Consider the following 14,926-nt stretch of genomic DNA (forward strand, 5'->3'; position numbering starts at 1 on the left):
TACCTACAATTTATGCTACCTCTAATGGAAATATTAGACACTTAAATATACATTATGCATAGTGATAATTATTCTATTGTGTTGCTCCGTAACTAATTAAATTTGTAAATATCCTATAACCACCTGGTACTTGGTTTTCAATTTGGCGATAGAATACAAGGCTTGAGTAGATATAAGTTCCCTCCCCATATTCCGCTAATAATATTCCACCAGTAAAAGGTTCTTCATTAGGATCTGCCATACTTACAAAAGTTTCATATCTATCATCCCAATTCATTGGGAAGTAAAGACCACGTTCTTGTGCCCAATTATCCCAGTCCTTATTGGTGATCTTATTTGGGTAGTTAAATAATTTATGGTCTGGTTGTGTCATGGTAACTTCTGCATTCTCATCTGTTACACGCCACTCAATGGAAGGTTGACCAATTTCTAATTGATATGGTGGAGTCTGCTCAATGTTCCAATTATCCCATGGTTTGTGGTATTGAACAACAAGATGTCCACCGTTTTCTACATATTTTAGTAATCTATCATTGTTTTGTACCAAATCTTCTCGTGACAAGTTTGCTCTAATTCCAGTAATAATTGTATCGAATTGAGATAAATCTCCTGAAGATAGATCAGCTTCTGTCAGTTTGTTAATATTGAATCCAGCATTGATTAAGTGGTCTGCAACTTTATCAAATCCACTTTCAATATACCCAATTTTTAAGTTATCTGGCTTTAACAATTGAAATGCCACTCCATTGATGGCGGATGGGTATTGATAATAGGAATCTTTAATATGGTCATACTTAATTTCCTGTACAGTTGTGTTAAACTTTTCTCCATCAGTTTTTGCTATTGCTTCAATAGAAAAATTGCCTTTTTCTATATTGTTAGGAGGATTTACCTTAAAGGTTACTTCTTTTTCCTCAAATCTTTTCGTAAATGAAATATTTTCTTGCTCTGGTTCACTAGTCCAGCCCTCTGGAAGTTTTAATAAAACAGTTGCATCTTTATTACCATTAATGTAGTTTTTGACTTTAATAGTTACCGGTTCTTCATTTTTAATATCAGCTGTATTTATCATGATATTTTCTGGATTTGGCTTAACACTTAGGTCCGGTAAGACAGCTATAGTATTGTCAAATTTAACAATTGAAGAAGCTAACATTCCTTTTTCCTTAAAGCTGATATATCCTTGTAATATTGGTTCCTCATATGAATGATAATATTCTGCATTATCCGGTACATTAAAGTTAAATGTAATTGTTTTTGATTCGTTTGGTTTTAAATGCTTAATTTGATTTACTTGATTAAATTCCCAATTTTCAGGGGTGAGTAAGGATGCATTAATGTTTTTTATTTTCGTGTTACTTTCATTTGAAATTGTCATTGTTACTTTTGTTTTTTCGCCTTGGGTTAACACCTGGGAGTCAATGGATGTTTTGACATTAAGGCTTGATGAAACAAAACTTAATTGATTTAATTGTTCCTCTTTAAGTTCAAGTTTGTGAAGTAAGTCATTTTTAATAGATGCATCCATTTGTGTCTCTTCAATCTTTTTAACGATTCGTTGTACATTCTTTAATGCCTGTTGTGATGCTGGTAAAATAGCTTCACGATTGGGATATAATTCAATTATTTGTTCTAGGTCTTGTTGTAGTCGCTTTAACTGTACTTGAAGAGCTTTATTCGAAACATTATCCGCCCACTCACTAAAGTCATAAGGTACTCCAGCAAATAGTTCGGGATTATTAGCTGTTTCAATTGAATTAATTAATTCAAGTTGAAATTGTCTTGGTTCAGCTGGAATATCATTACCCATCCCCTGACTCTTATGCAAATATCTGGATTTTTCGCCTAGCTGTGGATATGTCATACCATAGATCGGGTCGTAATCACCAATCTCGATTGAAGTTGTAGCGTTTTCTTCATCAGCAGTCAAATAGAGTTTCTTAATCTGCCATACGGATAGTCCATTTTCCAACTGTTCTGGGAATACAGTAGGGTTCGCTGCATCCTCAAATGCTTGCTTAGTTAAAATGGTGATTGCTCTATGGTGTCCATGTTGACTTTCAACATTACGGAAGGAGGGCATTACAATATCTGGTTGATATGTTCTGATGAATTTAATTAAACGCTTGTACGTTACCTCTTCGCCCCATTATTCAAGTGTTTCCTCAGGGGATTTTGAAAAACCAAAATCGTATATGGGATCAGATGTCGTTTTACTCAAATGATGTGCTTTTACACCAGTAATTTTTGCTGCTTCAATCATTTCGTTTGAACGAATGATACCAAGTGCATTTCCTAATTCATTTCCAATTTCGTTTTGTCCACCTTCTCCTCGATTTGCGATTAAGCTGGCGGTTTTAACTCCTAATCCCCGTGATAAATAAGCTAATAAATCACTACGTTCATCGTCTGGATGCGCACCAGTATTTAAGAAGGTAACAGTGGTGTCGAGTGGTTTAATTGCATTCCAAAGTGCAACATCTGGTTCGTTATTTTCTTTAGCTTGTCCTTGTCCTGGAAGTGGGAGTAACGTAATCAATAACACGGACAACATTAAGTAGAAAAATTTCTTCATTTTTGGAAACCCCTTTCATTTTTATGGTTGGTTAGTAGAAAACGAAACCTCCTTCACTTTTAATTTGCGTTAGTTAGTAAAGGTTACTAACTAACTAGATATTACTTCTTACATTTAAAAGATAACATGTACATTAATAATGTAAATATTAAGAAAGATCTATTTATTAAGAAAATACATAGTAAGAAAGTAGTGTATTAACTACGAATAAGAAACTATTTGCGAATAAAGATAACAATTCAGAAGAAATGGTATTTTTTAAAAATTATGCCTTTACAAATGATAAGGCTTTCATATAAAATATATTTAACATCGGAATAGTAAGTAAACTTTACTAACTAAATTAATCGAATGATGATGTAATAAGGGGCATGTGGAATGCATAAAGGAAATTCAGCTTACATAAAGCAAATGAATAGCAAGTTAATTTTGAAGTGTATTATAGAGGAGGAGTCGATTTCACGGGCTTCCATTTCTAAGAAACTGTCATTAAGTAAACCTACCGTATCCACAATTGTTGATCAATTGTTAAAGGATCAGTGGATTTATGAAACTGGATCTGGTGAATCTTCAACAGGTGGAGGAAGGAAGCCCATTAACCTAAAGTTTAACCCCAAAAAGGCATATATACTAGGCGTTGATATTGGGGGGACTAAGGTAGCAATAGGAATAACAGATTTAAATGGTAATATTATTACTTACCGTAACTTCCCTACCCAAGAAAACTTGGAAAGGGATATTTTCACAGAAATATATAGAAATGTAGATTCAATGAAAGGGGAGTTAGATATTGATGACTCAAGGATTCTTGGTATGGGAGTGGGGGTACCAGGTGTTATAAATGTAGAAGAAGGAATTGTATACGAAGCACCAGCCTTGAAATGGAAGCGTTTTCCTATACGTGAGAAAATGCATAAACTATTTGATTTTCCTATTTACATTGATAATGATGTAAATATTAGCGTTCTAGGAGAACATTGGAGAGGGAAGGGGCAGCAAAAGAATAATCTAATCTATATAGCCATAGGTACTGGAATCGGTAGTGGCATTATCATTAATGGTGAATTATATAGGGGTAGTAATTACAGTGCTGGCGAAATCGGATATATGGTAACGGATAGAGTTTATGCAAAACGCTATCATCCTGTATATGATGGTTACGGTTTTCTAGAAAGTGTTGCTAGTGGTTCATCAATTGGGAAACAATTATCAGAACGAATAGGGAAGGAGGTTTCTGCAAAAGAGGTGTTTAAGTTATACAAGGAAAATAACCAAGAGGCAGTAGAAGTTATTAATTTTGCAATAGAAAATTTAGCACTTGGTATTGCAAACTATGTTTCACTATTTGACCCAGAATTGATTATTTTAGGAGGTGGTGTGAGCGAATCGTATAGTGTTATAGATGAAAAGATTAAGGACATCATTGAGCGATTCACACCTAAGAGATGCGAAGTAGTACAAACAACTTTTGGTAAAGAGGCAGGAGTTGTAGGGGCAGTAGCATTATTTTTAAAAGAGTTTGATACTATTTTTGACATTTAGAGAGGGGTAATTTTAGTGGGAAATCTTAAGATGAATTGGCTATTTTCATTTTTATTAATTGTTGCAATTGGCCTTGTCTTAGCTGGATGTATGGCTGGAGGGGATGAAGAATCTAGTGGCGAAGGAACTCCCAATGAAAAGGACAGTTCAAAAAGTGGAGAGGAATTTGAAGATACTGTAGTTGTGTATTCACCACATGGAAAAGATATTTTAAGTGAGTTTGAAAAGCAATTCGAAGCTGAATATGACATTGACATGCAATTCTTGGATATGGGTTCTCAAGAAATTTTAGACCGTGTTCGTTCCGAAAAGAATAACACACAAGCTGATGTATGGTGGGGCGCTCCGCAAGTAAACTTTGATCAAGCTAAGGAAGAAGGATTACTCGCTGAATATAAGCCATCCTATGCAGATGCACTAGATGAAATGTATCATGACGAAGATTGGATGTGGACAGGTACTTCGATAACTCCAGAAGTAATTTTATATAATACAAAAGAAATTTCAGCTGAAGAGGCACCAAAAGATTGGGATGACTTACTTGATCCGAAATGGAAAGATGAGATTATCATTCGATATCCCTTAGCTTCAGGAACAATGCGTACCATTTATTCAGCAATGATTTATCGTACTTATAAGGATACACAAAGCCCTGAGGAAGGATATAAGTGGTTACAAAAGCTTGATGAAAATACAAAAGAGTACGCTGCAAATCCAGAAATTATGTATAACCAAGTTGCTAAAGGTGTTGGTTCTTTATCCGTATGGAACATGCCGGATACGGTTATGTTAGCTAAAGAAAAAGGGTATCCGTTTGATTATGTCATTCCTGAAAGTGGTACACCGGTTTTAACTGAGGGTATTGCAATAGTTAAAGATGCGCCACATCCAAAAGCTGCAGAAGCTTTTTATGAATTTGTAAATACAAAAGAAGCCGCTAAATTATTGGCTGAAAAATATTATCGTATTCCAACTCGTGAAGACGTAGAGGATCTTCCAGAATGGATTACAAAAACTGAAATAAAACCTATGGAAATTGATTGGTCTGTATTCCAAGAGAAATCACCAAAATGGATGGAGTATTGGGACACTGAAATTAAGAACACTGAAAAGGATAAAAGTGAAGAATAGCGTTTAATAGATTTAAGTGAAATCTCCAGAAAAAACGAAAGCTTTCGCCATTAGTACTTGGCGATTGCTTACGTTTTTCTAAGACAAAAGGGGTTGTTGTTTTATGTCAACAGTGAATTTATCAACAATTACAAAAAAGTTCGGTAGTGTAACGGCAGTCAAAGGTTTGGATTTATTAATTGAAGAAGGTGAGTTTTTTACTTTTTTAGGTCCAAGTGGATGTGGAAAAACAACAACTCTTAGAATGATTGCTGGATTTTACTACCCAACAACAGGAAAAGTTAAATTCAATGAGAAAGATATGACCACCGTATCACCAGAAAAACGGAACACAAGTATGGTTTTTCAAAACTATGCTCTGTTTCCACACATGACTGTTTTTGAAAATGTGGCCTTTGGCTTAAAGGTAAGGAAAATTAGTAAAAGTGAGATTAAAAAAAGGGTACAGGATGTTCTGAAAAAGGTACGTTTAGAGAATTATATTGAACGTCAAGTAAGTCAGCTGAGTGGCGGCCAGCAACAGCGTGTAGCATTAGCACGCGCATTGGTTATTGAACCAGATATTTTACTTTTAGACGAACCGTTGAGTAACTTGGATGCTAGATTAAGAGATGAGATGAGAACGGAAATCTTACGGTTACAGCGTGAATATGGTATTACAACAATTTATGTAACACACGATCAAGTGGAAGCACTAACCATGAGTGATCGGATAGCCGTATTTAATTTTGGTGAATGTCAACAGGTAGGGACGCCAATTGAAATTTATAATAAACCAGTTAATGACTTTGTGGCAGAATTCATTGGTGAAACAAATCTATTACCAATAACTTTTGAAAAAAAAAATGAGAAGCAATTCGTTTTTCAATCTAAAGATTTAAGTGGTCCTATTTATGTTAACGACACAGAAACCAATATCGCTACCTATAATGATACAGATGAACTAATCATGTCAATCAGACCTGAGGCAGTTCGATTAGATCTAAATAAGCTAGATGGAAACAATATATTTACAGGGAAAGTTTCACTTGTTCAATTTACAGGTGCTTCTGTTCATACTTATGTAACGGTAAATGATGGTATTACGATTAGGACAACAACTTTAAACCAAGGACCTAGTACATATTTTAAAGAGGGAACAGTGGTTTATTTTCAGTTACCTGAAGATCAAATTCGTGTGATCCCAAAGGCGAAGGAGTGATTATCAGATGTTAAATGCGGAAAAAAGAAAAACATTCCTTCTATTAATTCCAGTTGTCTTAGTATTAGTTGCATATGTTTTATATCCATCGATTGAAACTTTATTTGAGAGCTTTAAAAAGAACGGAATTTTTTCCATACAAAATTATACGGATTTCTTTGGACCTAAAGCAGAGGCAAATCTCGAGGCTTTATGGAATTCAGTATATATTTCGCTGTTATCCGTATTTTTTAGTGCTTTAATTGGTGTTCCATTAGCATATATCTTTAATCGATATAACTTTCCTGGGCGTCAATTTTTTTCGAATATCGCAATAATGCCAATTGTTCTCCCGTCACTTGTTGGGGTTATGGCATTTATGTTCTTATATGGCGAAGCTGGACTGGTTCCAAACTTTATCAGAGATTTGTTTAATCTTTCCGAAGTTCCGTTCAGTATTGGTGGAGTTACCGGTATTTTACTTGTACATGCCTATACGATGTATCCATATTTCTATATGACAACATCATCGGCATTAAATAATATTGATCCATCATTAGAAGAAGCAGCTTACAACTTAGGCTCAAGTAAATTTAAAGTTTTTTGGAAAGTCACTTTTCCATTATTGACACCCGGTTTAGTAGCTGCAGCGTTATTAGTATTTATGGTGTCGATGGCATCATTTAGCGCACCGTTTTTACTTGCAGGGGGATATCGTGTATTAAGCTTGCAAGTCTATTTCTCAAAAATTAACGGAGATTTAGAAATGGCCGCAACACAGTCGGTTATTCTGTCAGTTGTTTCAATATCTTTTCTATTATTTATGCGCTGGTATCAAGGAAGAAAAGATTATCGAATGGCAAGTAAAGGGATTGGGGCACACCGTAGTGAGGTAAACAATCCAGTATTAAAATGGACGATGGTGACCTTAGGTATTGTTGCAATGATTGTTTTATTACTACCACACGTAACATTGTTGATCCTTTCACTTGTTCCTGAGGGTGCATGGACATGGCAGACTTATCCAACTAATTTTAGCTTAGAAAACTTTATATTGTTATTTGAAGATCCTAATATTTGGGATCCTGTAAGAAATAGTTTAATTATGGCCTTCTTAGCGTGTATTGGTGTATTTATATTTGGAATTATTACTTCCTATGCACTTGTAAAGCGTAGTTTTATTGGGAAAAATTTATTGGATATTTTAGTAATGATTCCATGGGCATTGCCAGCTACTGTTGTAGGTATGAACTTAATTTTAGCCTTTAATGAATCATCTCCATTTTCGTTTGGTAACGTTTTAGTTGGGACGTTTTGGATATTGCCACTAGCATATTTTGTACGATTTATACCGCTTGTCGTTCGGTCTACAACAGCAGTATTAGAACAAATGGATGATTCCATCGAAGAAGCAGCCCAAAATTTGGGGGCTAAATGGTTTTATACCTTTAGGCGAGTAGTTATACCAATTATTATGCCAGGTGTATTGAGTGGGACGTTGCTAGCGTTTGTCCAGGCTGTTGGGGAATTTCCTACTTCTGTCTTGCTTTATACAATAGGTAACCGGCCAATTTCAATTGAAATTATGAACCAATTACGTATGTTTAATATTGGTCAAGCGGCTGCTTACGGTATGATTCAAGTCGGTCTAATAGCAATTGTTATGTATGCATCATATAAGTTTTTTGGTGTCAAAGCTGAAAACACATTATAGACTACATTATATTGGGGTGCTTTTTTGATGAGTATGTTGAAGGAAGAATTCGAGGCAATTGAAGGTGTGGATTTTCCAGGAAAAACATTTGTTGAATCATTATTAAAACCTGTGTTTTATGATCAAAAAGAACATTTATTTGATGCAATGTTTATGATTCATAAAGCACATACTACCATGCTTATGGAACAAAAAATACTTACTCAAGACGAAGCTAAAAAAATTTATAAAGGGATTGAGCAAGTAGAAAAGCTTGATCAAAAACAACTTGAATACTCCGCTGAATATGAGGATTTATTTTTCCTAGTAGAATCGCAAATTGGTGATAGAATTGGGGAAGAACTTGCAGGGAAAATGCATATAGCGAAGAGCCGAAATGACATGGGTGAAGCTATGTATCGAATTGTGATTCGGGAGTACATTCAAAAGGCTGCAGGTGAGGCCATGGAACTTAGTAAAGCAATTCTTTATCAAGCAGAACAACATATTGAGTCCATTATGCCTGCCCATACACATACACAGCCCGCACAACCGACAACATTTGGCCATTATCTTGTTGCAATTTATGACAATTTGAAGCGAGACATAGGGCGGTTAGAGCGAGCATACAAAACGGTTAACCAATCCCCAATGGGGGCTGCAGCTATTACAACAAGTGGCTTTCCGATTAGTCGTGAACGGATGGTTGAACTTCTCGGATTTGATGGTATAGTAGAAAATTCGTATGATGCTATAGGCACAAGTGATTATTTAATTGAGTCTGCACAAGCTTTAGTAAGTTTAATGACCAACATGGGACGATGGATTCAAGAATTTTTGCGGATGTCTTCAAAGGAAGTTGGTTTGTTACGCGTATCGGATGCTTATGTACAAATAAGTAGTATTATGCCGCAAAAGAGAAATCCTGTTTCAATTGAACATTCACGTGCAATAGCTAGTAGTGCAGCAGCAGAGGGTTTAGCGGTTGTTCATATGATTCACAATACTCCATACGGTGACATCAATGATACTGAAGACGATTTACAACCTCATCTTTATCATGGCTACCAAAAAGGATTACGTGTTTTACGTTTAATGAGAGCCGTAATAGTAACGATGGATTTTAATAAGGAAAGAGCGCACCAACAAGCTAGGGAAAATATGATTACAGTAACAGAACTTGCAGATGTACTTGCTCGAGATTATGGGGTACCTTTTCGAAATGCCCATCATAAGGCAAGTTTAATTGCAGAAGATACGAATAATAAAGGTGAGGAACTATACGAAATTCCTTTACATCATGTTAATGAATTACTAAAAGATGTAGAATTAACTGAGAAAGACTGGCAAGGCATTATAGACCCTGTTTGCTTTGTTGAAAGACGTAATGTTACTGGAGGTCCAAATTTTGAAGTAGTTAAGAAAATGATAGATAAAAGAAAAATATCTCATTAAATTCAGAAACAATTTATTAGGATAAATGAGCCAGTTTTAAAAGTGTTTATTCAAATTTCATCCCACTTTTATTAGTGAAATTTATATAAAACAAGAAATCACCCTATCACTTTTGTAGTGATACGGTTACCTTTTGGGAAAACCTTTTTGAAAATATTTTAATGTTAGATTATATCTACTTAGATATAAATTAATTTTTCGATATAATAGACACAACTTGGATAGAAAGAGTGGGGGAGTTGCAATGTCGAAAGAAAAGAGAGAGATTAATCTACTTATAACGAAACCAACGGATATTGAAAAGCTAATCAATGGGGAGAAGACAGCTGTTCGCCGAAATAACCGTTATGCGGATAAAGGTGATATTTTAGAACTTGATGGTCATAAATTCATTGTAAAAAACGTATATCTCCAAAAGCTTCGCGAGGTAACAGAAAATAGTGCTAGACAGGAAGGCTACCAGAATTTAGATGAATATAAAGAGGCTCTCACATCGATTCATCATGGTTCGGTATGGGATCCGGAACTAGAAGTTTGGGCTCATGAACTAGCACCAGAGAATAAATAGTACAATATTTGGGAAAGCTGCCCGTTTGGACAGCTTTCTTTTCTTTACTTATAAAAATAATCCTTTAAACCTTCCGAAATCCCTTTTGATACTTTTTTCTGATAATCTGTTGTTTGAATTTTGTCGAGTTCGTTAGGATTTGTGATAAATCCTAACTCTACTAAAATAGCTAAATTATTATTGTTGCGCAGTACGTAATAATTAGCCTGTTTAGCTCCACGATCACTTAGATTTACATGGTCTATTAATGAACTTTGAATTGATTTAGCCAATTTATGCCCTTCTTTTCCCGAATAATAGAAGGTGTTAATTCCTTTTACAGTGGGGTCGTCAAAGGCATTATAATGCAGGCTGATAAATACATTGGTTTTGTTATTGTTGCTGATTTGCACTCGTTTATCCAATGAAATAAATGAATCATTGGATCTAGTTAATGTGACGGTTGCCCCATCATTGTGCAATTCCTTAGCTACTTGTTTTGCTGTAGATAATGTTAGTTCCTTTTCATAGACTCCATCGATTCCAATTGCTCCCGCATCTTTCCCTCCATGCCCAGGGTCGATAACGATATGGTAATTGGATAACGAACGATTACTGTCTTTTTCTTTGTTAGGTTTTTCTTTAGGCACTAGAGTGTTATTTGAAATTTCTATGGATGCTGATTTTACGTCTGGAGAATCAACTTTATTCCATTTATTTGCTGCATTTGCGTTTTTATCATTTTGGGACTCAGATTTTTCGTTGGAATCCTGTTCCTTTTTGTTAGTTTGTGGCTCTACATCAATTGGAATAAGATATTGTGATGCTACCCATACTTCTTTTCCATTATAATAGGTTTGCACCCAACCAAACTTTTCCTGAAAAGTTGTAAGCATGTCCCCTCTTACTAACTGACCTATCACCTCTGCATCTTTTGCTGGTGCATCCACCATCTCAAGTGTATCAGTGCCAACCTCATACAAATTTCCATCCTCAGCGTGTACTGGTGAGACAAAGATAATTAAAAATAGTAGAAAGCTAATACCAACTGTAAACATCTGCTTAACTATCATAATGTCCTCCTGTTTTTTAATAGTTTGATAATATACAAGAATAGCCAAGAAAAACTATAATTATACATAACTAGTAAAAATAGTTTCCAGAAGCTGGTGGTCACCGTGGTGAGAACGCACAATAATTAAATGAGGTGCACTTCCGTGGAGATGGTGCGCAATAATTAGATGAAGCGTGCAATTTTGTGGGGAAATCGTGCAATAAAGGAGAGTGGCCGCGCGATCCGGATTAGAAATCGTGCAATTATGAGAGAGTCCGCGCGATCCGGATTAGAAATCGTGCAATAATGAGAGAGTCCGCGCGATCCGGATTAGAAATCGTGCAATAATGAGATAGTCCGTGCAATCCCCGGTAGAAATCGTGCAATAATAAGAGAGGAACGCGCACCTCCGGCGAAAGAACGTGCAATACTAAGAAGGATCACGCACTTCGATTAGAAATCGTGCAATAATAAGAGAGTCCGTGCAATCCGGATTAGAAATCGCGCAATAATGAGAGGGGAACGCGCGATCCGGATTAGAAATCGCGCAATAATGAGAAAGTCCGTGCAATCCAGGGTAGAAATCGTGTAATAATGAAGAGAGTCCGTGCAATCCCCAATAGAAATCCTGCAATAATAAGGGAGGAACGCGCAATCCCCGGTAGAAATCGTGCAATAATAAGAGAGTCCACGCAACTCCGATGAAAGAAAGCGCATAATAAGAAGAGTCCGTGCACCCAAGAGCATCAACTCACAATTTGAGCACTTCACCCGTGAATAGACCGTGCCCCAAAGTATCCAGTTGACAACTTAAACAAAAAAAAGGCACCAACTGGGCGTTTAACGCCAGTGGTACCTAGTAATTTTAATAGCTTTTACTTAACGCGACTTACTTCTTCAACTTTCTCAATCCAACCAAACGGATCTTCTAATTTCCCGTATTGAATTCCTGTTAGAGTGTCATACAAACGTTTAGCCACTGCTCCTGTTTTACCATCGTTGATAAATAGGTGTTCATCGTTCCATGTTAATTGGCCGATTGGTGAGATTACTGCGGCTGTCCCGGTTCCAAACGCTTCTTCTAATAGACCATCTTTTTTTGCTTGATACAACTCTTCCATAGAGACTCTGCGTTCGACAACCGGAATGTTCCAATGTTTTAGTAATTGAATTACTGAATTTCGTGTGACGCCTTCCAGAATGCTTCCGTTTAATGCAGGTGTTACAACTTCTCCATTAATTTTAAAGAATACGTTCATGCTGCCGACTTCTTCAATATACTTCTTTTCGAATCCATCAAGCCATAATACTTGGGCATAACCAGTATTTGCAACCATCTCTTGTGCTTTAAGGCTTGCAGCGTAATTTCCGCCAGTTTTTGCCTCACCAGTACCTCCTTTTACAGTTCGGACATAGTGGTTTTCAACCGCGATTTTTACGGGATTGATCCCCTCAGCGTAATACGCACCGACAGGAGATAAAATAACAATAAATTTATAATGGCGTGATGGTGCAACCCCGATATAAGGCTCGGTTGAAATAACAAATGGGCGGATATAAAGAGAAGTTCCTTCCGATTCTGGAATCCAATCTTTTTCCAATGTAACTAATTCCTTGATTGCTTGAAGCGCAAATTCTTCATCAATGGGCGGAATACAAAGACGATCATTCGACCGGTTTAATCGCTGCATATTTTTTTCAGGTCGAAATAATTGGGCATCCCCTTCTGGTGAAAGATACGCTTTTAAGCCTTCAAAAACAGATTGACCATAATGAAATATCATGGCGGAAGGATCTACCGTAATAGGTTGATAGGGTACAATGCGTGCATCATGCCACCCTAAAGGATCCGAATAATCCATTATAAACATGTGATCGGTAAATACTTTCCCAAATTGCAATTGATCTGGTTTTGGCTTTTCCTTTCTCATAGAACAAAGATCCACTTGAATTGTACGTTCTTCCATGTCACTATCCCCTTGTTGAAAAATTTGATATTAATAATACGCCATATTAATTGTTAACGCAAGACTTTAATTTTTTTATTTATTCAATTTAATTAAAATTATTATACAAATTAAAAATATATTTGTGTGGACGCTATTGGAAAGGTGAAAATCTCACGTAATTGTTAGAAAATTATTTTTTACTAAATACCTTGATTTTTCAAATTATTAGGTTTAAAATTCTCGCTATATCTATATCGAAGGGAGGCTCAGCGATGCTTACATTTGTTGCATCCATCATACTTTTAATTGTCGGTTATTTTGTTTACGGGAAGGTGGTCGAACGAATTTTTGGCATCAATGATAAGCAGGAAACACCAGCATATTCGAAACAAGATGGCTTTGATTACATGCCGATAAGCTGGTGGAAGGCCAGTTTGATTCAGCTATTGAATATCGCTGGGCTTGGTCCGATTTTTGGAGCGTTGCTAGGCGCGTTATATGGTCCTGTTGCATTTATCTGGATTGTAATAGGAACAATTTTTGGGGGTGCTGTACATGATTATTTCTCCGGTATGTTGTCGCTAAGACTCGGTGGTGCACAGTATCCCTCCATAGTGGGAAAATATTTAGGAAAAGGTGTACAATCTGTAATTAATGTTGTATCTATAGTGTTAATGATTCTTGTTGCAGCAGCTTTTACGGCAGGACCTGCACAGCTCATGGCAGAGATTACACCACTAAGTTTTATGGCGTGTATTGTAATTGTTTTTGCCTATTTGGTGTTGGCGGCAGTTTTACCAATTAATAAAGTGATTGGTAAAATTTATCCTATTTTTGGTGCAATTTTAATTTTTATGGCAGTATCCATTGGTATAGGGATGTTCTTTTTCGATAACCCTATTCCGAATGTAACAGTAAGTAATCTGCACCCTGATAATTTGCCAATGTGGCCATTGTTGATGGTTACCATTTCCTGTGGTGCTATATCGGGATTTCATAGTACTCAAAGTCCAATCTTGGCACGAACGCTAAAAAAAGAAAGTGAAGGAAGAAAGGTTTTCTATGGGGCAATGATTGCTGAAGGAGTTATTGCATTAATTTGGGCAGCGGCTGGAATGACATTTTTCAGTGGTACGGAAGGTCTTCAGAAGTCACTTGGAGCAGGAGGACCTGCTGGAGTTGTAAATGAAATCAGTATCTCAACTCTTGGCTCACTTGGTGGTGTACTTGCAATCTTAGGTGTCATCATTCTCCCTATAACGACTGGAGATACTGCGCTTCGTTCGTCTAGAATGATGCTCGTAGATTTACTAAAACAGGTTACGAAAAAAGAATTAAGTGGTAAGAAGTCTTTAACTCTATTAATTATACCGGTAGCAGTTCCGGCATTTATGCTTTCATTGATAGATTATAGTTTTCTGTGGCGCTATGTCGGGTGGACAAATCAGGTTGTCGCAACGGTGATGTTGTGGACAGGTGCCATGTATTTATTAAAACATCATAAATTTCATTGGATATGTAGTGTGCCAGCGCTATTTATGACCGGTGTTACGAGTACGTATATTTTCTATGCACCAGAAGGCTTTAATCTGGATTACTCCTTATCTATGATTCTCGGTGCGATCATTTGGTTAGTAATTGCATTGTGGTATGTTTGGCAAGTTTTATCACAAAGAGAAGGAAGGAATGCAGAAATTTCTGCATATACAAAAGTTGGATAGGAAGACGGGGCTGCTCAGCAAAGGGATAGCACCAAGGATTAAAAGGACGATTCTTGACGACAAAAACATTTTTGAAAAC

11 protein-coding genes are annotated in these 14,926 nt (G+C 36.4%); 7 read left to right on the plus strand and 4 right to left on the minus strand.

Annotated features, from left to right (window positions below; translation table 11 throughout):
• Positions 1–73: 73 nt before the first annotated feature.
• Together CS937_RS17290 and CS937_RS19920 are read right to left on the minus strand one after the other, a co-directional pair.
• A complete protein-coding gene (locus tag CS937_RS17290) occupies positions 74–2,083 on the minus strand; it encodes a COG1470 family protein (RefSeq protein ID WP_342748227.1) in 2,010 nt (669 codons plus the stop codon).
• 66 nt (positions 2,084–2,149) lie between these two features.
• Positions 2,150–2,575 (minus strand): PIG-L family deacetylase, encoded by a 426-nt coding sequence (locus CS937_RS19920; RefSeq protein WP_342748228.1) that lies wholly within the window; start codon positions 2,573–2,575, stop codon positions 2,150–2,152.
• A gap of 378 nt (positions 2,576–2,953) precedes the next feature.
• Here CS937_RS19920 and CS937_RS17295 point away from each other — a divergent pair, with 378 nt between their 5' ends.
• The 6 genes from CS937_RS17295 to CS937_RS17320 all read left to right on the plus strand — a co-directional run bounded on the left by CS937_RS17295 (position 2,954) and on the right by CS937_RS17320 (position 10,144).
• Entirely contained in the window at positions 2,954–4,117 is a 1,164-nt protein-coding gene (locus CS937_RS17295) for an ROK family transcriptional regulator (protein WP_099159715.1), read from the plus strand.
• A 15-nt stretch (positions 4,118–4,132) separates the two neighbouring features.
• The gene (locus tag CS937_RS17300; RefSeq protein WP_245835784.1) at positions 4,133–5,248 is read left to right on the plus strand and encodes an extracellular solute-binding protein; all 1,116 of its coding nucleotides are present in this window, start codon (positions 4,133–4,135) and stop codon (positions 5,246–5,248) included.
• Between the two features lie 103 nt (positions 5,249–5,351).
• Positions 5,352–6,449 carry an ABC transporter ATP-binding protein gene (locus CS937_RS17305; RefSeq protein ID WP_099159716.1) on the plus strand — a complete coding sequence of 366 codons (1,098 nt, stop codon included), beginning with the start codon at positions 5,352–5,354 and terminating at the stop codon, positions 6,447–6,449.
• Positions 6,450–6,456: 7 nt separating this feature from the next.
• Positions 6,457–8,142: an ABC transporter permease gene (locus tag CS937_RS17310; RefSeq protein ID WP_099159717.1), complete on the plus strand. Its 1,686-nt coding sequence runs from the start codon at positions 6,457–6,459 to the stop codon at positions 8,140–8,142.
• A gap of 27 nt (positions 8,143–8,169) precedes the next feature.
• The gene (argH, locus tag CS937_RS17315) at positions 8,170–9,576 is read left to right on the plus strand and encodes an argininosuccinate lyase (RefSeq protein ID WP_099159718.1); all 1,407 of its coding nucleotides are present in this window, start codon (positions 8,170–8,172) and stop codon (positions 9,574–9,576) included.
• Between the two features lie 244 nt (positions 9,577–9,820).
• Positions 9,821–10,144, plus strand: coding sequence for an ASCH domain-containing protein (locus CS937_RS17320; protein ID WP_099159719.1), 324 nt, complete (start codon positions 9,821–9,823; stop codon positions 10,142–10,144).
• A 44-nt stretch (positions 10,145–10,188) separates the two neighbouring features.
• Here CS937_RS17320 and CS937_RS17325 read toward each other — a convergent pair whose 3' ends face one another.
• A complete protein-coding gene (locus tag CS937_RS17325) occupies positions 10,189–11,196 on the minus strand; it encodes an N-acetylmuramoyl-L-alanine amidase family protein (protein ID WP_099159720.1) in 1,008 nt (335 codons plus the stop codon).
• Positions 11,197–12,052: 856 nt separating this feature from the next.
• The gene (locus tag CS937_RS17330) at positions 12,053–13,144 is read right to left on the minus strand and encodes a branched-chain amino acid aminotransferase (RefSeq protein ID WP_099159721.1); all 1,092 of its coding nucleotides are present in this window, start codon (positions 13,142–13,144) and stop codon (positions 12,053–12,055) included.
• Positions 13,145–13,398: 254 nt separating this feature from the next.
• On the opposite strand from CS937_RS17330, the gene CS937_RS17335 reads away from it, so the two are divergent.
• A complete protein-coding gene (locus tag CS937_RS17335; protein WP_099159722.1) occupies positions 13,399–14,847 on the plus strand; it encodes a carbon starvation CstA family protein in 1,449 nt (482 codons plus the stop codon).
• Positions 14,848–14,926: the final 79 nt, after the last annotated feature.

Origin of the sequence: Virgibacillus ndiopensis, assembly GCF_900187325.1 — a bacterium.
Lineage (GTDB): Bacteria > Bacillota > Bacilli > Bacillales > Amphibacillaceae > Virgibacillus_E > Virgibacillus_E ndiopensis.